Raw genomic sequence first — 23,189 nt, forward strand, 5'->3', positions numbered from 1 at the left:
GGCAGCGCGCCCGCTCTGGCGGCCTGCGCGCCCTTGCCCTCTGGCACCGACGACCGTTCCGGCCCTGGGGGACGGCGTCACTGCCCCAGCGCGAGGGCGAGGAGGCGCCGGTTGAACGCGGCCTCGACGGCTAGCTGCGCCCGCTCGGTCCGGGCCTCGACGAGCCGGGCCTGGAGGAGCGAGACGGCCTGGAGCGTCGTCGCGCCCGCCGCGTACCGTGCCCGCTCGGCGGCGAGCGCGGCCTCGGCCGCCTCCACGCGCACGGCGGCCACCTCGGCGCGGGCGGCGGCGGCGTCGACCTCGACGGACCGCTCGCGGACGTCGAGGGCCACGGCACGGCGGACGTCCTCCTGGTCGGCGCGGAGGGCCGTGGCGCGGGCCTCGGCGCGGCGCACGGCCGTGCCGGCGGCGCCCCGGTCGAGGACGGGGAGCGAGACGGTCAGGCGCAGGGCGCCGGCCCGGTTGTCGCCGAGCTGGCCGGGCAGGGCGGTCCCGGCCGCGCTCGAATAGTTCGTCCCGACGTAGGCGCCGACGGCGACCGTCGGGAGCCGCCCCGCCCGCGCCGCGCGGCGGTCGGCCTCAGCGGCGACCACGGCGGCCTCGGCCGCGCGCACGTCGGCGCGGACGGAGAGCGCCTGGCGGACGAGGTCGCCCACGAGCGCGGCGGGCGGGGCGGCGCCTGGGGCGGGCGCCGGAAACGCGTAGTCGCCGGCCGGATCGAGCCCGAGCACGCGGACGAGACGGGCCTCGGCGAGCGCCCGGTCGCGCTCGGCGGCGAGCACGTCGCCCTGGGCCGCCGCGACGCGCTCGCGCTGCTGGGCCGCCTCGTAGCCCGGCCGCTCGCCCACCTCGACCTGGGCCTCGACTTCGGCGAGCAGGTCGCGCTGGGCCGCGAGCGCCTCGGCCGCGACGGCACGCGCGGCGTCGGCGCGGGCGACGGCGCGGTAGCCCTCGACGACGGCCTCGGCCGCCCGCTGCTCGGCCCGCTCGCGGTCCAGGACCGCTGCCTGGAGCCCGGCCTCGGCGGCGCGGGCGTCGGCGCCGCGCGCGCCCCCGTCGTAGACGACGTAGCCGGCGTCGACCCCGATGTCCACCGACTCGATCGTGGCCTGCGTCAGGCTCCCGCTCGTGTTGTCGAAGGCGAGCCCGTAGCGCTGCCCGCCGCCCGCGCGGAGGTCCAGCGACGGCCACCGCCGGGCCTCGGCGGCGTCGACCGCCACGCGGGCGCCCTCGACGGCGGCGTCGGCGCGGAGCACGGCGACGGCCTGCGTGCGGGCCGTCTGGAGCGCGTCGTCGAGCGGGACCGGCGTCTGGGCCGCCAGCGGCGCGGCGAGGAATGAAAGGGCGAGGAGGGCGGGGCGGTGCATAGCGGGCGGACCCAAGGGGCGAGGCGGTCTGCCCGCCGAGGTCCAACCGCCGTGCCACGCGTCTCCGCCCCGCCCGTGGCGCCCAGGGCGGGGCGGACGTGTGCGCCGGCGCCCACCGGCTGTGCGCGGGCGCACGCCGCCCCGCCCGTCGCCTGCTCCCGTGCTCCGCCCGCCGAGGGCGGGGCGGCTACGTGCTTGAGTCGGCGACGACGCGGCCGTCGAGGAGCTCGACCACGCGCCCGCCCGCGGCCGCCCACCGCTCCGAGTGCGTGACGTGGAGGACGGTCACGCCGTCGCGCTCGTTGAGCTCGCGGAGCGCGTCGACAACCGCCCCGCCCTGCGCCGCGTGGAGGTTGCCCGTGGGCTCGTCGGCGAGGAGCAGCCGCGGGCGCCCGGCGAGGGCGCGGGCCACGCCGACCAGCTGCTGCTGGCCGCCCGAGAGCTCGGCCGGGTAGCGGTCGGCCTTCGCGTCGAGCCCGAACCGGGCGAGCACCTCGGCCACGCGCCGGGTCCGCTCGGCGGCGGGCACCTTCTGGTAGCGGAGCGGCTCGGCCACGTTCTCGGCGACGGTGAGATCGTCGAGGAGGTGGTACGCCTGGAACACGACGGCGACGGCCTCGCGCGCCAGCGCCGCCCGCTCGCGGTCGGACATCGCGCCCACGTCGCGGCCGTCGAAGCGGTAGGTCCCGGACGCCGCCCGGTCGAGCAGGGCGAGCACGTGCAGCAACGTCGACTTCCCCGAGCCCGACGGGCCGACGACGGTTACGAACTCGCCGGGCGCCACGTCCAGGCTGACGCCGTGCAGGACGGTCTCGGCGCGGCGGCGCGTGCGGTAGGCGTAGGTCAGACTGCGGAGCGAGACGAGCGGGGTCACGGGCGGGGCGGTCACGGGCGGGTTGGGTTCGGTTGCCGCCCCGCCCTTGAAGACGAGGCGGGCGGGGCGGCTGAGCGGGGCGGGAGCAAATGCCCGCCGCCCCGCCCCCGCAGGGCGGGCGGGGCGGGGTGGAGGCTACTCCGAGCGGAGGGCGCGGATGGGGTCGGCCGTCGCCGCGCGGAGCGCCTGGGCGCCCACCGTCGCGAGCGCGACCGCCAGCAGGAGCGCTCCGGCGGCGAGGAACGGCACCGGCCCCAGGTCGACGTGGTAGGCGAAACCGTCCAGCCAGCGGCGCATGAGCACCCAGGCGGGCGGGGCGGCGACGGCGAACGCGACCGCCACGAGCACGACGACCTCCCGGGACAGCAGCGCGACGAGGGACGCTACGCTCGCGCCGAGCACCTTGCGGACCCCGATCTCCCGGGTCCGCTGGGCCGCCGTCAGGGCGGCCATCCCGAGGAGGCCGAGGCACGCGATCAGGACGGCGAGCCCGGCGAACACGCGAAAGGCATTCGCGACGCGCCGCTCGGCCGTGTAGAGGCCGGCCAGGTAGTCGTCGAGAAACGCGTAGCGGAAGTGCGTGTCCGGGAACGTCGCCTCGAACGCGGCCTCCACCTCCGACAGCCCGCCGGCGCCCGCGTCCGGCGCGAGCGCGATCCCGGCCCAGTGCGTCCACTGCGGCCAGTAGAGCAGCACCGCCGGGTCGATCTCGCTGTGGAGCGATCCGTGGTGGAAGTCCTCGACGACCCCGACGACTCGGAGCGGCCCCAGCCCGTCCGCCCCGCCCGCTCCGCGGATGAGGGCGCCGACGGCGTCCCCGGGCTGCCCGTAGCCCATCCGCTCCGACAGCGCCCGGTTGACGAGCACCACACGGCTGTGCGGCTGGACCTCGTCGCCCGCGCGCAGCGGCCGGCCAGCGAGGAGGCGGAGCCCGAACGTCTCGGCGTAGGCCGCGTCGACCGGGACGGTGCGGAGGCTCTGCGCGTCGTCCGCGCCGTCCCAGGTGTAGCGCTGGCTGAGCCGGCCGTCCTTGGCCGGGCCGCCCATCGCGTACGTCACCGTCCGCGCCGACGGCAGCCGGCGCACGGCCTCCCGGAAGCGGGCGCGGGCCGGCTCGCCGTCGGGCACCCGGACGAGCAGCCGGGCCTCGCGCTCGAACCCGAGGTCCTTGCCCTGGACGTAGCGCATCTGCTGGAGCACCACGAACGTCCCGAGCAGGAGCGACGCCGTCGCCGCAAACTGGAAGACGACCAGGCCGCGCCGGAACGCCACCCCGCCCACGCGCCGCCCTCCGCTCGCCCCGCGCAGCACCGCCGACGGTCGGTAGCCCGAGAGCACCACGGCCGGGTAGAACCCCGCCAACCCGCTCACCACGACGGCCACGGCGACCACGAACAGCAGGGCCTCGGGGCGGAGCAGCGCGATCCGGGACAGCTCGATCTCGAACACGCCAGCGGCCGAGGGGAGCAGCGCGAGGGCGGCCAGCCAGCCCACGGCGACCGCCCCGCCCGTGAGCACCGCCGTCTCGCTGAGGACCTGTGCGGCGATCTGCCCCCGCGTGCCCCCGATGGCCTTGCGCACGCCGATCTCGCGCGCCCGCGCCACGCCCTGCGCCGTCGCCAGGTTCACGTAGTTGACGACCGCCAGGAGGAGGACGAGCGCGCCGACCAGCCCCAGGCCCCACAGCGACACCGGGTCCATGACGTAGCTGCCCGGCGCGGCGCCGTAGCGCGTGTCCGTGTGGATGTCCCGCAGGGGCTGGAGCACGAACCGCTGCGCCGCCCGCTGCTCCGCGCTCTGATGCGAGACCCGCACCGCGTTCAGGCGGCGTGCGACCTCAGCCGGCGAGGCGCCCGGTTCGAGGACGAGGTAGACCGAGTGGCCGTCGGAGAACCCCCACTCGTCGTAGGCCGGCGCGCGCGTGGCGAGCGACGCGAAAAAGGAGGCGGCCAAGTGCGTCTCGGCCGGCGGGTCGGCCACGACGCCGACGACCTCGAGGTCCTGGTCGTCCCCGTAGCGGACGGTCTCGCCGACGGCCGCCCCGCCCCCGAAGAACCGCCGCGCCGTGGTCTCCGTCAAAACGACCGTGTCGGGTTCGTCGAGCCGCTCGGTGCCCCCGGCCACGACGGCGTAGTCGAAGACCTCGAAGTAGTCGGGGCCGACGAACGCGACGCCGTCCTGGTCGAAAAAGCGGCCGGCCGCCTTGACCGAGCGCGTCCCGTAGCCGGCGTCCACGTCCGCCGCGCGCGCCACGCCGGCGACGCCCTCGCGCAAGACCGGGACGAGCCCGGTCGGCGTCTGCGCCTGGTACGACGCGCCGTCCTCGTCCCACTCGGGCCAGAACGCGCCGACGCGGTACGTCCGCTCGGCCTGCGCGTGGAAGGCGTCGAAGCGCAGCTCGTGCGAGACGAGCGCGTAGATGCACAGGATCGACGCCACGCCGACGGCGAGCCCGAACCCGTTGATCGCGGCGGTCCCCTTCTGCCGGCGGAGCACGCGGAGGGCGGCGGTGACGTAACGGTTCAGCATGGCGCGGAGGGGACGACCACCCCGCCCCCGCAGGGCGGGCGGGGCGGGGTGGCTATTCGGAGCGGAGGGCGCGGACGAGGTCGAGGCGGTTCGCCCTCCAAACCTGGGAGCCGACCGCGAGCCCGGCGAAGGCCGCGACGAGGAGGACGGAAGCGCCCAGCAAAGCCGGCCCCAGCCCGACGCGCCGCCCGAACAGGTCGAGCCAGGCGCCGTTGAGCACGACGGCCAGCGGGAGGGCCACGACGACCGCCCCGCCCAGGAGTGCGGCGAACTCGCGGCCGATCAGCCGCGCCACGTCGGACGGGCGGGCGCCGAGCACGCGGCGGACCCCGACCTCGCACGTTCGCCGCTGGACGGCGTAGGCGGCGAGCGCGAGGAGCCCGAGCGCGGCGACGGCCAGCGCGAGCCCCGCCACCAGGCCGACGACGCCGGCCGCCTCGCGGAGGAGGGCCTTGTCGCCCGTCGCTGCGAGCTCGTCCGCGTAGCGCCCGGCGCGGAGCGGGGTGGACGCGCCGAGTCCGGCGGAGGCCGCCTCCAGGGCGCCCGCCACCCCGCCCTCGCTGCCAGGGCGGACGCGGAGGAGCGCCCACCGCAGCCGCGCCGGGTCCGCCACGAGCACGGCGGGGCGGACGCCGAGCGCCGCCGTGCCTGCCTGGTAGTCCGCGACGACGCCGACCACGTCCCGCCGGAGGCTGTCGAGCGAGACTGGCGCGCCGACGGCCTCGTCTGGGCTGCCGAAGCCGAGCGCTCGGGCCGCCGTCTCGTTCAGGACCACGCCCCGCCCGGACGGCCCCTCACCTTCGACGAGCAGGAGCCCGAGCGTCCCGACGAACGCAGGGTCCACGGCGTACGTCGTGCCCTCCACGCGGTCCGTCTCCGCCGAGCGCTGAAGCCACACGTCGGGGAGCCCGTCGAAGCCCGGCGGCCGCGATGTGGCCGTCGCCCCGACCACGCCGGGCTGGCTCCGCGCCCACGCCGTCACGCGCTCGGCCGGAACGTCGCCCAACGGGACGACGAGCGTGTGGGCGGTGTCGAACCCGTAGTCGGCGTCGGTCAGCAGCGACGCCTGGCGCGCCACCGCAAACGCCGTCACGACAAGGACGACCGCGGCGACAAACTGCGCCACCGCCAGCCCCTTCCGCACCCACAGCTTCCCGCCGGCCGTCGCCGCCCCGCGAGCCTTGACGGCGACCGCCGGCTGCACGCGCGAGAGGAGCAGGGCGGGGTAGAGCCCGGCCGCCCCCGCCACGAGCACGACGAGCACGACAGCGGCTCCGATCAGCGCCGGGTCCAGGAGCGTCCGCCCACTCAGGGGGGACCCATCCAGGGCGACGAACGAGAGCCCGTTGAACGCGGGAGCGAGAGCGGTCCCAAAGACCAGGGCGAGGCCGCCCGCGAGCGCTCCGACGACGAGCGCTTCGGCGAGAAACTGGGCGACGATCGTGCCACGCCCCGCCCCGAGCACCTTCCGCACGCCCACATCCTGGGTCCGCCCGAGCCCGCGCGCGACGGCCAGCCCGGCGTAGTTCACACACGCGACGGCAAGGAGGAGGAGGGCCAGCCCCGCCAGCACGTAGGCGACGGCGGCGGGCAGGGCGGTCCCGAGCGGCGAGAAGAACAGGCGGCCCGAGAGGTTGATCCGCGTGAGCGGCTGGAGCTCCAGCGCCGCCAGCCGCGCCCCCGCCCGCTCCGGCAACGCGCGCCGGGCGAGGGCGTCGAGCCGCGCCTCCGACGCGTCGGGATCGGCCGCGTTGTCGAGGACGACGTAGGCGTAGACGTCGCGCGCGCCGAACGCCTCGTCCCACGGCGTGGGCGGGGTGGGGCCGAGCGTCGAGAGCGAGGCGATGGCCTCGAGCGGGAGGTGCGTCCGTCCCGCCGGCTCGGCGAGGACGCCGGTAACGGTGAAGGCGGCCCCGTCGCGGCCGGCGACCGCCCGCCCCATCGGGTCCGCGTCGCCGAACAGGCGCCGCGCCGCGTGCTCCGAGAGGACGAGCCGGCCCGGCGCGGCGAGGGCCGTCTCCGGGTCGCCTTCGGCGAGGCGGAGCGAGAACACGTCGAACAGGGCGCCGTCGGCGTAGACCCCGCCGAGGTCCAGCCCGCCGGCCGCCTCGTCGCCCTCGGCCGTCGCCAGGTAGAACCTGCCGACCACCTCGGCGACGGCCTCGACGCCAGGGACCTCGTCGCGCGCGAGCGCGGGGACGGCGTCCGGTACCGAGGCGAAAAGGCGGGGGTCGGGGTCGAACCCGCTCTGTACCGTCGATACGACGCGGTAGGTCCGGTCGGCCCGCTCGTGCCACGCGTCGACGGCGAGCTCGCCCCGCACCCACGCCAGGACGAGGAACGCGACGGCCAGCGCGAGCGCGAGCCCGACGACGTTCAAGGCCGTGTAGCGGGCGTCGCGGCGGAGGCCCCGCAGGGCAACGATAAGGTGAGAGCGAAGCATGGGGGCGGGGTGGAGGGGACGTTGCGAGGGCGGGGCGGCTACTCCGAGCGCAGCGCCCGCGCCGGGTCCGCCGTCGCCGCGCGGACCGTGTGGACGCTCACCGTCAGCACGGCCACGGCCAGCGCCACGAGGCCGGCGACGAGGAACGGGGCGGGCGTGAGCGCCACGCGCTCGGCGAACCCGTCGAGCCACCGCGAGAGCCCCCACCACGCGACCGGCACCGCGACGGCCAAGCCGACGAGGACCGGCCGCGCAAAGTCCGCCGTGAGGCGGCCGACGACCTGCCCGACCGTGGCGCCGAGCACGCGCCGCACGCCGACCTCCTTCCGCCGCTTCTGGACCGCGTGGGCCGCCAGCCCGAACAGGCCGAGGCACGCCACGACCACGGCGAGCCCGGCGAACAGGGCGAACGCCCGCGCGAGCTGCTCCTCGGCCCGGTACTGCGCGTCGACGGCGGCGTCGAGGAACGTGGGCGCGAACGGGTCGCCGGGCACGCGGCCCTCCCACACCGCCCGGAGCCGGTCGAGGGCGCCCGCCGCGCCCGGCGCGAGGCGGATGGCGGCCCACTGCGCCTGCCCCGCCTGGTCGAAAAAGACCTGGGGGCGGGGCGGGGCGGCCAGGCCGTGGTGGGCGTAGTCGGCCAGGACGCCGACGACGGTGCCGGGGTAGCGGCCCGACGTCTCGACCTCCTGCCCGACGGCCTCCTCGGGCGTCCACCCGAGCGCGCGCGCGGCCGACGCGTTGAGGAGCACGGCCGTCTCGCGGTCCGTCTCGATCTCGGCCGAGAGGTCGCGGCCGGCGACGACGCGCAGCCCGAGGGCCTCGGCGTAGTCCGGGTCGGCGATCACCGTCTCCATCGTCTGCGTCCCGCCCGCCCCGCCCCGGGCCGAGACGTTCTGGCTCTCCCAGCCCGCCTCGGTCGGCGGCGCCCCCGTTAGGGCGACGGCCTCGACGCCGGGGACGCGCGCGAAGGCGTCCTTCAGCGCCCGCACGTCCGCCCCGCCCACGACGTTCGTGGGGACGAGGACGACGTGCTCGCGGTCGAACCCGGGGTCCTGGTCGCGGAGGTGGCCCAGCTGCGATCCCACGACGAGCGTGGCGACGAGGAGCGCGCCCGAGACGGCAAACTGGAACACGACGAGCCCGCGCCGCAGCCCGGCCCCCCGGCGGTCGGTCGCGAACGAGCCGCGGAGCGTCTCGGCGGGGCGGAACGACGAGAGCGCGAGCGCGGGGTAGGCCCCGGCCAGGAGCCCGACGGCCGCGACGACGGCGAGCCCGGCCGCGAGCGGGGCGGGCGCGAGCAGGTCGGAGAGCGCCAGGCCTGCGTCCGTCAGCCCGTTGTAGGCCGGGAGCGCGAGCGCCACGAGGGCGAGGGCCACGGCGCCCGACGCGAGGGCGAGCGCCACGGCCTCGGCCAGAAACTGCGCCACGAGCCCGCCCCGCCCCGCCCCGACCGCCTTCCGCACGCCGACCTCGCGGGCGCGCTCGACCGACCGGGCCGTCGCCAGGTTCACGAAGTTGACGGCGGCGACCGCGAGCACGAACAGCCCGACGAGCGACAGGACGCGGAGCAGGGCGGGGTGGCCGGTCCGCACGTACGGCGGGTTCATCCGCCCGTCCTCAGCGAGGTAAACGTCGTGGAGCGGCTGGACGGCGGCGGCGGCGGCCATGCCCTCAGCCCGCATGCCCTCCCCGATCCCGTCGTCCAGCGCGCCCTGAACGCGGCCGGCGAACGCGGCGCGGTCGGCTCCAGGACGGAGCCGGGCGTAGACGCCGAGGTCGAACGACTGCCACTGGTCTGGGTCGTACCAGTCCGCCGCGTCGAGCGTAGCGAACGAAACGAGCGCGTCGAACGCGAGGTGCGACCGGCCGGTCTCGTCGAAGACGCCGGTGACGGTGTAGGGAAGGTCGGCGCCCACGTCGAGCGTCTGCCCGAGCGGGGCGGCCTCGCCGGTGAGCCGGAGCGCGGCCTCCTCGGTGAGGACGACCGATCCGGGTGCCGCGAGCGCTGTCTGGGCGTCGCCCGCGATGAGGCGGTAGCCATTGAGGACGTCGAGGACGTCGGCGCTGGCGAAGATGGCGTCGGCGCGGACGTTCCCCACCGGCCGCTCGACGCGGAACCCCGCCCCGTACCGGACGGTGGCGACGGCCTCGGCGGCCGGATCGCGCTCGACGGCGGCGAGCAGCGGTCGGGGCACCGTCGGAGCTTTCGTGACCTCGCCGCCCGCGTCCGTCATCTCGATGCCGACGCGGACGACGCGCTCGCCGCCCGCGTGCTGGCGGTCGGCCCCGCGCTCGGCGGCGACGTGGAGCGCGATGAGCGCGCAGCAGGCGAGGCCGAGCGCGAGCCCCAGCCCGTTGATGAGGGCGTCGGCGGGGCGGCGCCGGAGGGCGCGGAGGGCGGTGCGGAGGACGAGGGGCATGGAGGCAGGGGCGGCCGGCGAGGAAGCGCGACGTCGGGGCGGGGTGGCGGAGAGAGCAAGGCCCGGACCACCCCGCCCCGCCCACTCCAGGGGCGTTCTGGGGGCGGGGCGGTGTGCGGACGCGCACAGTCGGCGGGCGGCGGCGCACGCTCCCCCGACGGCGGGCGGGGCGGCCGGCTACGTCGCCCGTAGCACCTCGGCCGGGCGGACGTGGACGAGCCGGGCCGTCTGCACCGAGAGCGTCGCCGCCGCCAGTAGGAAGACCAGGGCGTTCGACAGGACGAACGGCGCCGACCCGAGCGCGACGTCGACCGGCGCTAGGCGGAGCGCCGTGCTTAGCCCGAGGTAGCACAGCGGGGTCGCGACCAGCGTAGCGACGACGAGCATCCCGAGAAAGCCGCGGTTGACCAACAACACGATGTGCGCCGCCGACGCGCCCAGCGCCTTGCGCACGCCCACCTCGCGCGTGCGCCGTGCCGCGCCCTGGGCGGCCAGTCCGAACAGCCCCATGCACGAGATGAGGAGGGCGAAGGCGGCCAGGTAGGTGATGAACCGCGAGACGCCGCGCATCGACTCCCTGGCGAATGCGTCCGCCTGAGCGTACGAGGCGTAATCGACGCCCGGGAACCGGCGCTTCCAGCGCGCCCGGAGTGCGGCGTCGAGGTCGGCGGCGGCCCCGGCTTCGACGCGCAGGGTCAGGGACCGCACCTGAGCCGCGTCGGCCAGGCTGAAGACGACCGGCCGCGCCGTGCCCGCCATCGGCGCCAGCAGGAAGTCCTCGACGACGCCGACGACCGACAGCGGCCGCCCGTCGAGCTCTACCTGCTGCCCGACAGGGGCCGCCCACCCCTGCTCCTGGACGAACGTGCGGTTGACTACGACGGACCGCTCGCCGTCGGCGAAGCCCGCGCCGAACGCACGCCCCGCGGCCGCCTCGATGTCCAGCGTGGCGAGGTACTCCGGCCCGACGCTGAAGTGGGCCGCCTGCGCCTCCTGACCCTGGACGCGGACCGTGGCGGGGGCTCCCGGAGACCCGACGGGGTTCGCGGCCCCGGCCACCCTGCGGACCGGGTGGAGCGCGGACGCCTCCCGCCGGAGCCAGTCGGTCTGCTCCGGCCCAGATGTCGCCACCACCAGGAGGTTGTCCTGGTCGTACCCCCAGTTGCCCCCGAGCAGCTTGTCGTCGAGCGTGGCCGTGAAGAGCGCCAGGCAGATGGTGACCAGGGCCAGCGTAAACTGGACGACGGTGAGCGTCCGGGTGAGGGCCTTCTTCTCGGCCAGCCGAGCGCGCCCCCCCAGGATCGCCGTGGGTTGGAACGCTGAGACGTAGACGGCCGGGTAGAGCCCGGCCACGAGCCCGAGGAACAGGGGCAGGCCGGCCACGACGGGCCAGAACGCCGCGACATCCGAGATGTCGAGCGGGTTTGGCCGGTTGAGCAACCCGTTCAGGAAGGGGACGGTGATCGTTCAAGCCACCAACAGCCCACCCAGCACGGCCAGCGAGCACAGGACGAGGCTCTCAATCAGGAACTGCTGGACGAGCTCCCGGCGGCTGGCCCCCATCGCCTTGCGGACGCCGATCTCCTTGAGCCGACGCGCCGCAGCGCCCAGCGAGATGGTGATGGTGTTGAAGCACGCCACGAGCAGCATCAGGAGCGCGATGAGGCCGAACATCACCGACTCCCACAGCAGGGGCGCCTGGAGCGCGCGGTCCTCGATCTGCCAGGCCGTCAGCCAGTCCGGGTGCTGGACGCTGTCGAGGAAGAACGTCGCGGGCCGGTCCGGGCTGGTCGCGTTCTGGACGGTGGCGTAGCGATCGAGCTGCGCCGAGACCTCGCGGGCGTCGGCCGACCGGCGGAGCAGGAGGAACGTGGCCTCGGTCAGCGACGCCCAGTCGTTCGGGGCTGCGAGGCCGGCCGCTCGCTGGAGGTCGTAGCCCGCGAGGAGGTCGAAGCGGAAGTCCGCGCGGGCGTGGAAGGGGGCGGCGACGCCGACGACGGTCAGCGTCTCGACGGCCCCGCTCGTGTCGCGCGTAGAGGGCAGCGTCACCGTGAGCGTCTGGCCCAGCGGGTCCTCGGCGCCGAAGTACTTCGTGGCCGCCTCGGCGCTCAGGACGACGCCGCTCGGGTCGGCGAGCGCCCCGCCGCTGCCCTGGGCGAGGGGGAAGGAGAACACGTCGAAAAAGCCGGCGTCGGCAAAAGACAGCGTCTCGTGGTACGTGCTGCCATCGGCGCGCACCAGGGCGGGGTGCGTCGCCACGCGGACGGCCCGCTCGACCTGAGGGAGGTCCGCAGCGAGCGCCGGCCCCAGCGGCTCGGGCGCGGTCCCCCAACGCTCCGGCCCCGCCCTGCCCTCGACCGCGTGGCCGACCAAGAAGATCCGGTCGCCGTGCGCGTGGAAGTCGTCGGCGGTGTTGATCTCGTGGAGCAGGAGGAACAGCGCGACGGCGCAGGCAACGGCCACTGACAGGCCGACGAGGTTGATGAGGGAGGCCACCTTGTCCTTCCGCAGCGCGCGGAAGCCTAGCAGCACGTAGCTCGTCGGAAGCGTCATGACGGTGTGATATGGGTAGGTAAAAACAGCAGGGTTTGGGGAGTGACCCGGTGACGCGGTGCGGGGCTAGTCTTCCGGGAGGCGAAGGACGGTTTCGCCGTCAGCGTCGAGGATGACGAGGCGCGCGACGTCGAGCGAGTCCACGATGAGTCGGATGCGGGGGCGCCCCTGCGTGTCCTGGAGACGGACCTCGGCCGTCCGGTTCTCGCTCCCGACGAACACCCGCTGCGGGGCGTCGAGCCCGCCGGCGTCTCGCATAGCCTCGTACCGCTCCTGGGCCGACGCGCGGGCGTCAGGGTCCTCCGACCGGACGCCGACGACGACGTCAATGAGCTCCTTGATCGTGAACTCCGTCGGGCGGTCCCAGACGTGGAGCCCGGCCCGCCGGCTCGCCCCGTCGTCGTCGTAGGCGAGGGCGACCGTCTGGTCCTGCTCGAACTGGTCGAACGTGAGCGCTCCGAACGCCTCGTACCCGCCGTCCGCCCGCACCGTCCGGTGGATGAGCCCGCCGGACTCGGTCTCGTCGGCGTTGTAGAACACGAGCCCTGCAGAGCCTCGGCGCCCTTCCGAGATCTCCGGCGGAAACTCCTCGCCCTGGAAGATGGGACCTGGAATGCGGTCCCCGTTCGAGACGACGACGGCGAGCCGGCCATCCGGCTGCACGACGTTTACCCGCTCGGTGATGATCACGTCGGCACGGACGGTGTCGGCCTCGACGACGCCCGCGGCGAGGTGCTGGACCCAGCAGCGCCGGCAGGGCTCGTGGCCCCGAGCACCAGGGCGAGGAGGACCGACGTGAGGGCGATGGTGGCACCCGTGAGGAAACGGACGCGGCGCTCAAGGGGGTGGGGAGACATAGGTGGGGGTAGGGCGGGGTGGCGGAGATAGCAAGGCCCGGACCACCCCGCCCCGCCCACTCCAGGAGCGTCTGGGGGCGGGGCGGTGTGCGCGGGCGCACAGTCGGCGGGCGGCGGCGCACAGGGCGGGGCGGCCTACTCGGAGCGCAGCGCGCGGACCGGGTCGCGGCGGGCCGCCCGGAGCGCCTGTGTCCCAACCGACAAGAGCGCCAGCGCGAGCGCGGCCAGCGCCGCGCCGACGAGCACGAGCGGGCTGAACGGGGCGTGGTAGGCGAATCCCTCCAGCCACCGCCGCACGAGGACCACGGCGACCGGCGCCGCGAGCACGGCCGCCACCGCGACGAGCGCGAGGTACTCCCGCGACAGGAGCGCCACCACCCCGCCCACGCTCGCCCCGAGCACCTTGCGAATGCCGACCTCCTTCGTCCGCCGCTCGGCCGAATACGCGGCCAGCCCGACGAGCCCGAGCGCGGCGATGAGCACGGCGATCCCGGCGAAGAACGCGAACGTCCGCGCCAGCCGCTCCTCGCTGGCGGAGAGCTCGGCGAAGTCGTCGGCGACGAACCAGGGCTCGAACGGGGCGTCGCCCGCGAGGCCAGCCCACGCCGCGCGGAGGGCGGCCACGCCCTCGGCGTCCCGGCCCGGCGCCAGGCGGACGGCGATCCAGGGGTAGCTCGCGGCGTCCCCGCTCCCGTTTTCGATCCCGTCGGGCCGGTCGGGGCCGATGGCGACGGCCCCGACCGGCTCGCGGAGCGAGGCAAAGTGGAAGTCGGCCACGACGCCCACGACCACGTTCGGCGTGTCTCCGAAGCCGGTCTCCACCTCGCGCCCGAGGGCGCCGTCCGGCGTCCACCCCAGCGCGTCGGCGAACGACTCGTTGACCACGACGGCCCGCGCGTCGTCGTCGGCCGTGTCCTGGAACCACCGCCCCGCCACGACGCCCAAGCCGAGCGCGTCGGCGTAGTCGGCGTCGCCGTCGACGAGCCTGTAGTTCAGCCCGAGGCCGGGCTGCTCGGGGTCGGGCTCGTTCGCCATCCCCGAGTACAGCTTGGGCGGGACGACCGAGGCCCCGGCCGCCGCGACGACCTCGGGGAGTCGGAGGAACGCCGCTTTCACGACGTCGGACTGCTGCGCCAGGGCGCGGTCGGTGATGGGGACCACGACGAGCCCGTCCGGGTCGAGCCCGAGCGGCTTCGACCGGATGTAGTCGAGCTGGCGCGCGACGGCGCCCGTCCCGACCAGGAGCAGCACGGCCGCCGCAAACTGGAACACGACGAGCCCTCGGCGGAGCCACGTCCGCGACAGGAACGCCTCGCCGGCCGTCCGCGACGCCGCCGCCCCGCCCCGGAGAACACGCGCTGCGTCGAACCGCGACAGGTAGAGGGCCGGGTACAGCCCCGCCAGCACGCCGACCGCGAGGACCGCCCCGCCCAGGCCGAGCAGGAACGGCCCGTCGAGGTCGGCCAGGGCAAGGTCGGTCCCGAACGTCCCGTTAAAGAGCGGGAGCGCGAGCGCCGCGAGCGCCAGCCCGACGAGCGCCGCGAGCGCGCTCAGCACGACGGACTCGACGAGGAACTGGCGCACGAGCCCGCCCCGCCCCGCCCCCAACGCCTTCCGCACGCCGATCTCCTTGGCCCGCCGCGCGCCGCGCGCCGTCGCGAGGTTGACGTAGTTGATGGCGCCGAGGAGCAGGATGAGCCCGGCCACGGCCGCGAACAGGCGGACGAACACGAGGCTCCCGCCGAACCCGTCCTGGGCGTCCGAGAACTCGGAGAGCCGGTACTCGCGGAGCGGGACGTTGATTAGGGCCTTGTCCTCCGACCGCTCCACCTCCGGCACGACCACGTCGAGCGCCCGCTGGACGGCGTCGGGCTCGGTCCCCGCTCGGCGGAGCACGTACGTTTGGTACATGGCGCCGCTCCACCCTGGGCTGACATCCGGGTTCTGCGCGCGCCACCCCGCGAACGACGCGATCACGTCGAACGGGAAGCTCGACAGCTCGGGCGGGTCGGCGACGACGGCGCGAACCGTGACCGTGTTCGTGTCGCCGGTGGCGAGCGTCAGCGTCCGCCCGAGCGGGGCGGCCGTCCTGAACAGGCGCTGCGCCGTCGAGGCGGTGATGACGGCCCCGTCCGGCGTGTCCAGGGCAGTGCCCACGTCGCCTGCGACGGCCGGGTACGCCAGCACGTCGAAGTAGAGCGAGTCGGCGAAGAGTAGGCGGACCTCCTCATCCCCGACCTCCGCCCCGCCCGCGTCGAGGACCGGCGTCATGTTCCACCCGCCGTAGGTAACGCTCGCGGCCTCGACCGCCGGGGCCTCGGCGACGAGCGTGCTCGCTAGGAGGTACGGCGTCGCAGTAAACGCGTGGCGCTCGCCGCCGAAGTGGTCCTCGGTCGCGACGGTCGAGACCCGGTCGGCGTTGGGGAGCGCGCGGTCGTAGCTCAGCTCCTCGCGCACGAACAGCGAGATCAGCACGCAGGCCGCGACGGCGACGGCCAGGCTCAGCCCGCCGAGGGCGGCGCTGGTCTTGTCGCGGGCGAGGGCGCGGAGGGCGAGGCGGAGGTGGTGCGTCCACATGGCGGGCGGGGTGGAGGAGGAGGAAAGGCGGGGTGACGAGTGGGCGGGGCGGCGTCGGCGAGAGAGTCCCCCTCCTGGACAGGAGGGGCTAGGGGTGGTGGACTGAACAGAGCGCCACCCGATCAAGCAAGAGCTTGACGCAGCACGAGTGCTCCTCCACAGCTTGTCGGGCGGGGTGGTGCTCGGCCCGACAACCACCCTTGGCTGCGCCGACGCTTCGCGGTGTCCCCTCCTGGCTAGGAGGGGGACTCCTCCCGGACCGCCCCGCCCGAGCCGAACCCATCGGGTTCCTCGCGACGCAGCGCTAGAGCGGCTGCGGGAGGGCGCCCTTGGCGGCCGGGTCCGGCGGGTGGAGTTCGCCGGCCAGGACGTGCTCGCTCACCACGCGCCCGTCGAACAGGTTGACCACGCGCTGCGCGTACTCGGCGTCCGACGGCGAGTGCGTGACCATGACGATGGTCGTGCCGGCCGCGTTGAGCTCGGCGAGCAGGTCCATGACGGCCGCCCCGTTCTGGCTGTCCAGGTTCCCCGTCGGCTCATCGGCGAGCAGGAGCTGCGGGCTGGCGACGACGGCGCGCGCAATCGCCACGCGCTGCTGCTGGCCGCCCGAGAGCTGCTGCGGCGTGTGCCCCCGCCGGTGCGCCATGCCGACCCGGTCGAGCGCGGCCTCGGTCCGCTCGGCCCGCTCGGCCTTCGATGCCTTGAGGTAGACGAGCGGGAGCTCGACGTTCTCGGCGACGGTCAGGTCGTCGATGAGGTTGAAGCTCTGGAACACGAACCCGAGCGCCCCCCGCCGCTTCCGCGCGCGGTCGCGTTCGGGGAGCGCGCCGACCTCGTCGCCGGCCAGCTTGTACGACCCCGTCGAGGGCCGGTCGAGGAGCCCGAGCAGGTTGAGCAGCGTGGACTTCCCGCACCCCGACGGCCCCATGATGGCGACGAACTCGCCCGGGTCGATGGAGACCGAGACGCCGTTGAGCGCCGACGTCTCGACCTCGTCGGTGGCGTAGACCTTGTGGAGGTCGTGGGTGAGGATGAGCGGGGTGGGGGTGCCTTGTCCTAGGTCATTTGTCATGGGTCATTTGGGTTGGGCGCTAGGCGCGAGATTGAGGGGCCACGACACCTGATGTGCTATGCCGAGTCTGGGGTTCGACGAGTTGGAGGTTTACAAGCTGCCCGAGCGGCTGGCGGACGCCGTCTGGGAGACGGTGGACACATGGGACCGCCTCGCGCGGCGGACGGTCGGGGAGCAGGTCGTGCGCTCGGCCGACAGCGTGGGCGCAAACATCGCCGAAGGAGCGGGGCGGGGCACGTTCAAGGACAACAGGCGCTTCGTCCACTACGCGCGCGGCTCGCTCTACGAGACCCGCCACGGGCTGCGGCGCGCCCAGAAGCGGGGCCTCCTCACGCGTGATCAGTCCGCTCGCCTCCGCCCGATCCTCGACGAGTTGGGTCCGCGATTGAACGCCTACCTGCGCTCCATCGGCCGCACCACCCCGCCCCGCCCCATAGCGGAACGTCGAGGAAGCAACGCGCCAAGGACGAATGACAAGTGACAAAGGACCAGGGACCAGCGACCTCATTCGACCACCAGCCGGTCCGCGTCGCCGAAGGCGGCGTAGGACGAGACCACGACGCGGTCGCCCCGCTCCAGCCCGCCGAGCACTTCGAAGTGGCGCGGCGTCTGGCGTCCGAGCTCGACCGGCCGGCGCACGGCCTCGCGCCCGTCGGGCGACAACACGAACACCCACTGGCCGCCGGTGTCGCCGTAGAACCCGCCCCGCTCCAGGAGCCGCGCCCGCTCCGGGTCGCCCAGTTCGAGGCGGAGGCGGACCGACTGGCCGCGGCGGAGGTCGGGCGGGGCGGGGCCGGCGAACACGAGCTCGGCCTCGAAGCGGCCGTCCGTGACCTCGGGGTAGACAGCGCGGACGGCGAGGGTGTACTCCGCCCCGCCCACGGTCGCCGTGGCCCGCTGGCCCGGGGCCACGCGCGGGAGGTAGTGCTCGTCGATGAGGGCGCGGACCTTGCTGGCGTCGAGCACGTCGACCTGGCCCAGCCGGTCGCCCCGGTTTTTGAGCTCGCCGATCTCGGCCTGGAGCCCCGACACCTGGCCCGCGACCGGCGCGCGGACCGTGAGGTTGGTCGACGAGCGGCGGACGAGGGCGAGGTTCTCGCGGAGCCGGCCGACCGAGGCGGCCATGTCGCGGGTCTGGACGCGGTGCTGGGCCTCCTGCTGCTCGGCGCCCCGGGCCGTGAGCGCGCGGCGGCGGCGGGTGTAGGCGAGCTCGTCCTGGATGGCGAGCAGGTCCTTCCGGGGCGCCGCGTCGCGGTCGACCAGGCCGGAGACGCGGGCCTCGTCGCGCTCGAGCCGCGTGATGTCGTAGTCCAGCTGGGCCAGCTGCTGTTCGAGGTCGAGGGCCGACTGGTCCATCTGGAGCCGGTTCTGGCGCAGCGCCGCCGCCTGCTCTTCGAGCTGCGACTCGCTCCCCATCACTTCGAGCGCGAGGTCGTCGTTGCGGAGCGTGAACAGGACCTGCCCGGCCGCGACCGTGTCGCCCTCCTCGACGTGCCGGCGGACGACCTGCCCGCCCTCGACGGCGTCGAGCAGGACGGTGCGGAGCGGCTGCGCCGTGCCGGTGACGGCCACGTACTCCTGGAACGGGCCGTCCTCGACGGCCGCGACCGTCAGCCGGTCGGCGTCGACGCGGAGCGTCTGCCCCTCGGGCCGGCCCCAGAGCGCCCAGGCGGCGAGCGCGCTCACGGCGAGGACGGCGAGCGCGGCCAGCGCCCGGCGCGGCGTGACGAGCCGCTTGGCCCGCCGCCGGTCGACGCCCTCGCCGTGCCCCGCCGCCCCGCCCGGAGCCGCCCCGCCCGAGACTGCCCCGCCCACGGGGCGCGTCAAGACGGACGCGGGCGGGGCGGGGCGGTCCGCGTCGGCGGCGCCGTTGGGCGTGGGCGGGAGGGTGATGGGGGCGCTCATGGACGTGGAGGGGCGGGGTGGTCTGGGGGAGTCCAAGAGGCGTGCCGAGGGCGCCCAGCTCGTGCCAGGGGCGCTGAGGGCGGTCCGGGTGTGCGCGAGCGCACAGCGGCCGTGCGCTGGGGCACGGCGCGGCCGCCCCGCCCGCCGCTCGGCCGCCGTCTGGGGCGGGGCGGTCCGGGCGCACACCGTTTGCGCGCGCTCGGGCGAACGATCTTGCCGCCATGCTCCCGCCCTCCGCCGCCGCCCCGCCCCCCGACGCCTCGGTCCTCGTCGTCGACGACAACGAGGACGTGCTGACGGCCATCCGGCTCCTCCTCCGCGACCACGTCCAGACCGTCCACACGGCGACGAGCCCGGCCGCGCTCCCGACGCTGCTCCGCGAGACGCGCTACGACTGCGTGCTCCTCGACATGAACTTCAGCCGCGACGCCTCGACCGGGCGCGAGGGGCTCCGGTGGCTCGAGAACGCGCACGCTATCGACCCCGGCGCCGTCGTGGTCATGATCACGGGCTACGGCGACGTCGACCTCGCCGTCCGCGCGATGAAGCACGGGGCGGCCGACTTCGTGACGAAGCCGTGGGCCAACGCGCGGCTGCTCGCGGCCGTCGGCGCGGCGGCCCAGCTCCGGCGCCAGCGCGAGGCGAGCGGGGCGGTCGCGGGTCCCGCCCCGCCCGCGTCGGGTCCGCCCCGCCCGGCCGTGCCCGAGGGCGGGGTGGGGGAGCTCGTGGGCCAGAGCCCGGCCATGCGCGCGGTCTACGAGACGGTCCGCAAAGTGGCCCCGACCGACGCCAACGTCCTCATTCTGGGCGAGAACGGGACGGGCAAGGAGCTGGTCGCCGAGGCCGTGCATCGGCTCTCGGGCCGCGCCGCCGGCCCGTTCGTGTCGGTCGACCTGGGCGCCGTGCCGCCGTCGCTGTTCGAGTCCGAGCTGTTCGGCCACGCCAAGGGCGCGTTCACGGGCGCCGCGGCCGGCCGGGCGGGGCGGTTCGAGGCGGCGGCCGGGGGCACGCTGTTCCTCGACGAGATCGGGAACGCGGGGCCGACCGAGCAGGCCAAGCTCCTGGCCGCCCTCCAGCGCCGCGAGGTCGTCCGCGTGGGCGAGTCGGCGCCGCGCCGCGTCGACGTCCGCGTCGTGAGCGCGACGAACGTGCCGGTTTATGAGCGCGTGGCCGAGGGCGCGTTCCGGCAGGACCTCCTGTACCGGATTAACACGGTCGAGCTCCGACTGCCCCCGCTCCGCGAGCGGGGCGCCGACCTCGACCTCCTGGCCGACCACTTTCTCGCGCGCTACGCCGGCGCCTACGGCCGCGCCGCGGCCGGCTTCACCGACGGCGCGCGCGCGCGGCTGCGGCAGTACGGGTGGCCGGGCAACGTCCGCGAGCTCCAGCACACGGTCGAGCGCGCCGTCATCTTGGCCGAGGGCGACCGGATCGCCGACGCCGACCTCCAGTTTTCGGCCGCCCCGCCCTCGGGCGACGCGGGCGGCCAGGGCGGGGCGGCGCTCGATACGCTCGACCTGGAGGAGCTGGAGCGGGCGGCCGTCCGACGCGCGCTCGCCAAGCACGGCGGCAACATCACGCACGCGGCCGACGAGCTCGGGCTCACGCGGAAGTCGCTCTACCGGCGGATCGAGAAGTACGGGCTGTGAGGCGGGTAGGCGGGTAGGCGAGTAGGCGGGTAGGGGAGTAAGCCTGTAGGCGGGCGTGCAGCCGCTACAGCGCCCTGCCTGCCTCGCCCGTACGTTTCCCTGACCTGCCTACGCGCCTCCTCTCGTCCCTGCCTACGCGCCTCCCGTGACCCTCTCCCGCGTCTGGCGTCGGTACCGCGTCCGCCTCGTCGTTCGGCTCGCCGTGCTCGCGGCGGCGGTGGGCGGGGCGGCTGCGCTCGTCGTCCGGGGCGGGGCGGCGTCGGCGGGCGGGGCGGCGGCGCTGGCGGCCGTGGCCGTGTGGGCGGGGTGGGGCGCCGTCCGCGCGGCCGAGCGGCCGGCGCGCGACGTCCGCCGTTTTTTGGAGGGCGTCCGCTACGACGACGTCTCGGGCCGGTTCTCGGCGGCCGGGGGCGACCCGCTGCTCGACGCGCTCGCGGCGGCGTTCGAGGAAGTGGGCGGGGCGTTCCGCCGCGTCCGCGCCGAGCGCGAGGAGCAGGCGGGCTACCTCGAAGCGGTCGTCCGCCACGTCGGCGTGGCGCTCGTCGCGTTCCGGGCCGGCGGCGAGGTCACGATCTTCAACCTGGCTGCGCGGCGGACGCTCGGCGTGGCCCGGCCGCGGTCGCTGGAGGTGCTCGCGCGGCGGGCGCCCGAGGCGGCGCGGGCGCTCGCCGACGTCGCCCCGGGCGAGCGGTCGCTGGTGCGGCTGGGCGGCGGCGAGGGGCGTCCGCAGGAGCTTGTGGCCTACGCGACCCGGTTCACGGTCGGCGGCGAGGCCCACACGCTCGTCTCGCTCCAGGACATCCGCGAGGAGCTGGAAGCCCGCGAGCTCGAAGCCTGGCAGGAGCTCTCGCGTGTGCTGACGCACGAGATCGCCAACTCGGTCGCCCCGATCGCGTCGCTGGCCGGGACCGCCCGCTCGCTCCTCGACCGCCCCGCCCCGCCCGAGGGCGCCGCCCCGCCCGTTTTGCCTGGGGCGGGGCGGGGCGGCCGGCTCGACGACGTCCGCGAGGCGTTGGGGACCATCGAGCGCCGGAGCCGCGGGCTCGTCTCGTTCGTCGACGCCTACCGGACGCTCGCGCGGCTGCCCACGCCCCGCCCGCGCGTGATCTCAGCGGCCGAGCTCCTGGGCGACGTGGCGACGCTGGCGCGCGCGAGCGCGCCCGGCGTGACGGTGACGGTCGACGTGGACCCGGAGCGGCTGGAGATCGTGGCCGACGCCGACCTCGTCGAGCAGGCGCTCGTGAACCTGGCCCTCAACGCGGTCGAGGCGATCGGCGCGCGGGACGGCGAGCCGAGCGGCGCGGCGGGCGGGGCGGTCGCGCTCCGGGCCTACGCCGGGCCGGGCGGCCGCGCCGTCGTCGAGGTCGCCGACGACGGGCCGGGGCTTTTGCCCGAGGTGGCCGAGCGGGCGTTCGTTCCGTTTTTCTCGACCAAGCCGGGCGGGAGCGGGATCGGCCTCGCGCTCGCTCAGCGGATCGCTCGGCTCCACGGCGGGACGCTCGCCGTGTCGTCCGAGCCCGACGTGGAGACGACGTTCACGCTCCGCCTGTAGCGCCGCCCCGCCCCGCGCGCGGGCGGGGTGGGGGATCTTTCGGGCGGCGTGCGGGCGTCGAAGCCGCTGCCGCTCCGCTGGCCCCGCCCCGGTTCCCCCACGCCTTTGATGCTCGCCCTCGTCTTTTCGGTCGCCGCCCTGTTCGTCCAGCCGGACACCACGTTCCGGCCGTCGCCGGCGCCCGCCGACACGAGCCGGTCTGACGTCGAGGAGGCGCTGGTCGAGGTCGTGGACGAGGTGCGGTCCTTGCGCGTCCAGCCGCTCTTTTCCCCGAGCTCGCTGTACTCGCCGTCGAAGGGGTTCGGGATCGCGGGCGGCGTGGGCGTCGAGGGCCTGCTCTCGGACGACGACTACGCCGAGCTCGCGGCTCGGCTGTCTGAGCGGCTCCAGGGCGTCTACGCCGAGTACCTCACGGGCGACCCCCGCCGCCACCGCCTGTTCGGGCTCGTGGGCGGGGCGGCGGGGACGACGTCGCGGAGCCGGTTCGTAGGGCACGGGCCGTCCTCGCCGGCCGGCGCCGAGCTGTTCCTGGACCGCTACGCCGTCGAGGCCGAGGCCCGCCTCGGGTGGTCGCCAGGGCGCCCGGGCCGCGTGCTCCTGGAGCCGGTCGTACGGTTCCGGGTCGACCGGCTCCGCGGGTACGAAGAGGTGGAGCCGGGCGACCTCGCGGCCGTCGCGCCGTCGGACCTCGCCCGTCTCGACGCGCTCCGCGGCGACGCTCGCGTGGGCGCCGAGGCCGGCCTCATCGCCGTTCTCGACACCCGCGACCTCCCGACGATGCCGTCGCGCGGGGTCTACGCGCAGGGGCAGGTCACCCGGTTCCAGGCGCTCGACGGGGCGGGGCTGGCGTTCACGCGGGTCCAGGCGCTGGGCTACGTGTTCCGCCCCGCCCCCATTCGGCTCCCGTTCCTCCCCGAGCGGGGCGCGCTGTTCGTCCGCCTCAACGGCGTCGTGACGCGGGAGGAGGGGGGCGACCCGCTGCCGTGGGTGTACCTCCCGGTCCTCGACGGCGACCTCCTCGTGGGCTACCCGCGGCGCGACTTCGTCGGGCGCGACGCGTTCTCGGTCACGGTCGGGGCGCGGGCCGTGATCGCCCAGCTGATCGGGGCGTTCCTCATCGAGGGCGTGGCCGAGGGCATGGCGGGGGCGGCTTACGACGACGTGTTCCGCCAGTTCACGCCGCGCGTCCGGTTTACGCAGGGCCGCGTCGCGGAGGGGGAGGGCGTCCCGCTGCGGCCGTCGGCGGCGGTCGGGCTGAACCTCCGGTTTATCGACCGCGAGCGGCCGATCCTGAGCGCGCTCGTCGGCGTCGGGCCGGGCGGCGTCTCGTTCGCCTCGCTCCGCCTCGTCTACGGCCTCACCGACTACCGCCCGCGCATCCGCTGAGC

General features: G+C 75.6%; 15 protein-coding genes. 4 read left to right on the plus strand and 11 right to left on the minus strand.

The annotated features are described in order from the left end of the window. Positions 1-77: 77 nt before the first annotated feature. The 10 genes from RQM47_RS08890 to RQM47_RS08935 all read right to left on the minus strand — a co-directional run bounded on the left by RQM47_RS08890 (position 78) and on the right by RQM47_RS08935 (position 16,695). Positions 78-1,367, minus strand: a complete 1,290-nt coding sequence (locus RQM47_RS08890; RefSeq protein ID WP_314008544.1) for a TolC family protein — start codon at positions 1,365-1,367, stop codon at positions 78-80. Positions 1,368-1,554: 187 nt separating this feature from the next. Continuing rightward, the gene (locus RQM47_RS08895; protein ID WP_314008548.1) at positions 1,555-2,256 is read right to left on the minus strand and encodes an ABC transporter ATP-binding protein; all 702 of its coding nucleotides are present in this window, start codon (positions 2,254-2,256) and stop codon (positions 1,555-1,557) included. A gap of 120 nt (positions 2,257-2,376) precedes the next feature. Further along, a complete protein-coding gene (locus tag RQM47_RS08900) occupies positions 2,377-4,770 on the minus strand; it encodes an ABC transporter permease (RefSeq protein ID WP_314008549.1) in 2,394 nt (797 codons plus the stop codon). Positions 4,771-4,822: 52 nt separating this feature from the next. After that, complete coding sequence (locus RQM47_RS08905; RefSeq protein WP_314008552.1) at positions 4,823-7,213, minus strand: ABC transporter permease; 2,391 nt, start codon at positions 7,211-7,213, stop codon at positions 4,823-4,825. 38 nt (positions 7,214-7,251) lie between these two features. Continuing rightward, positions 7,252-9,636, minus strand: a complete 2,385-nt coding sequence (locus RQM47_RS08910) for an ABC transporter permease (RefSeq protein WP_314008555.1) — start codon at positions 9,634-9,636, stop codon at positions 7,252-7,254. Between the two features lie 177 nt (positions 9,637-9,813). Beyond that, on the minus strand, positions 9,814-11,076 hold the full coding sequence (locus RQM47_RS08915; protein ID WP_314008558.1) for an ABC transporter permease: 1,263 nt from the start codon (positions 11,074-11,076) through the stop codon (positions 9,814-9,816). 27 nt (positions 11,077-11,103) lie between these two features. After that, entirely contained in the window at positions 11,104-12,189 is a 1,086-nt protein-coding gene (locus RQM47_RS08920) for an ABC transporter permease (RefSeq protein ID WP_314008561.1), read from the minus strand. A gap of 66 nt (positions 12,190-12,255) precedes the next feature. Beyond that, positions 12,256-12,879 carry a hypothetical protein gene (locus tag RQM47_RS08925; RefSeq protein ID WP_314008564.1) on the minus strand — a complete coding sequence of 208 codons (624 nt, stop codon included), beginning with the start codon at positions 12,877-12,879 and terminating at the stop codon, positions 12,256-12,258. Positions 12,880-13,181: 302 nt separating this feature from the next. Next, a complete protein-coding gene (locus RQM47_RS08930) occupies positions 13,182-15,623 on the minus strand; it encodes an ABC transporter permease (protein ID WP_311664542.1) in 2,442 nt (813 codons plus the stop codon). A gap of 304 nt (positions 15,624-15,927) precedes the next feature. Then, entirely contained in the window at positions 15,928-16,695 is a 768-nt protein-coding gene (locus RQM47_RS08935) for an ABC transporter ATP-binding protein (protein ID WP_311664539.1), read from the minus strand. Between the two features lie 58 nt (positions 16,696-16,753). Here RQM47_RS08935 and RQM47_RS08940 point away from each other — a divergent pair, with 58 nt between their 5' ends. Next, positions 16,754-17,176, plus strand: coding sequence for a four helix bundle protein (locus RQM47_RS08940; protein ID WP_314008566.1), 423 nt, complete (start codon positions 16,754-16,756; stop codon positions 17,174-17,176). 23 nt (positions 17,177-17,199) lie between these two features. Here the strand turns inward: RQM47_RS08940 and RQM47_RS08945 are convergent, their stop codons facing one another. After that, complete coding sequence (locus RQM47_RS08945) at positions 17,200-18,600, minus strand: efflux RND transporter periplasmic adaptor subunit (protein WP_311664536.1); 1,401 nt, start codon at positions 18,598-18,600, stop codon at positions 17,200-17,202. A gap of 221 nt (positions 18,601-18,821) precedes the next feature. Between RQM47_RS08945 and RQM47_RS08950 the strand changes: the two genes are divergently transcribed. The 3 genes from RQM47_RS08950 to RQM47_RS08960 all read left to right on the plus strand — a co-directional run bounded on the left by RQM47_RS08950 (position 18,822) and on the right by RQM47_RS08960 (position 23,187). Then, complete coding sequence (locus tag RQM47_RS08950; protein ID WP_311664533.1) at positions 18,822-20,249, plus strand: sigma-54 dependent transcriptional regulator; 1,428 nt, start codon at positions 18,822-18,824, stop codon at positions 20,247-20,249. A 145-nt stretch (positions 20,250-20,394) separates the two neighbouring features. Continuing rightward, entirely contained in the window at positions 20,395-21,801 is a 1,407-nt protein-coding gene (locus tag RQM47_RS08955; protein WP_311664532.1) for a sensor histidine kinase, read from the plus strand. Between the two features lie 108 nt (positions 21,802-21,909). Beyond that, positions 21,910-23,187 carry a hypothetical protein gene (locus tag RQM47_RS08960; RefSeq protein ID WP_311664530.1) on the plus strand — a complete coding sequence of 426 codons (1,278 nt, stop codon included), beginning with the start codon at positions 21,910-21,912 and terminating at the stop codon, positions 23,185-23,187. Positions 23,188-23,189: the final 2 nt, after the last annotated feature.

It is taken from the genome of Rubrivirga sp. S365, assembly GCF_032248475.1.
In the GTDB taxonomy this organism is placed as follows: domain Bacteria; phylum Bacteroidota; class Rhodothermia; order Rhodothermales; family Rubricoccaceae; genus Rubrivirga; species Rubrivirga litoralis.

Coding starts and splice junctions, on each gene's coding strand:
- RQM47_RS08920 (WP_314008561.1), bottom strand. CDS start 12,189: ATGACGCTTCCGACGAGCTACGTGCTGCTAGGCTTCCGCGCGCTGCGG.
- RQM47_RS08960 (WP_311664530.1), top strand. CDS start 21,910: ATGCTCGCCCTCGTCTTTTCGGTCGCCGCCCTGTTCGTCCAGCCGGAC.
- RQM47_RS08945 (WP_311664536.1), bottom strand. CDS start 18,600: ATGAGCGCCCCCATCACCCTCCCGCCCACGCCCAACGGCGCCGCCGAC.
- RQM47_RS08940 (WP_314008566.1), top strand. CDS start 16,754: ATGCCGAGTCTGGGGTTCGACGAGTTGGAGGTTTACAAGCTGCCCGAG.
- RQM47_RS08950 (WP_311664533.1), top strand. CDS start 18,822: ATGCTCCCGCCCTCCGCCGCCGCCCCGCCCCCCGACGCCTCGGTCCTC.
- RQM47_RS08910 (WP_314008555.1), bottom strand. CDS start 9,636: ATGCCCCTCGTCCTCCGCACCGCCCTCCGCGCCCTCCGGCGCCGCCCC.
- RQM47_RS08905 (WP_314008552.1), bottom strand. CDS start 7,213: ATGCTTCGCTCTCACCTTATCGTTGCCCTGCGGGGCCTCCGCCGCGAC.
- RQM47_RS08890 (WP_314008544.1), bottom strand. CDS start 1,367: ATGCACCGCCCCGCCCTCCTCGCCCTTTCATTCCTCGCCGCGCCGCTG.
- RQM47_RS08930 (WP_311664542.1), bottom strand. CDS start 15,623: ATGTGGACGCACCACCTCCGCCTCGCCCTCCGCGCCCTCGCCCGCGAC.
- RQM47_RS08935 (WP_311664539.1), bottom strand. CDS start 16,695: ATGACAAATGACCTAGGACAAGGCACCCCCACCCCGCTCATCCTCACC.
- RQM47_RS08900 (WP_314008549.1), bottom strand. CDS start 4,770: ATGCTGAACCGTTACGTCACCGCCGCCCTCCGCGTGCTCCGCCGGCAG.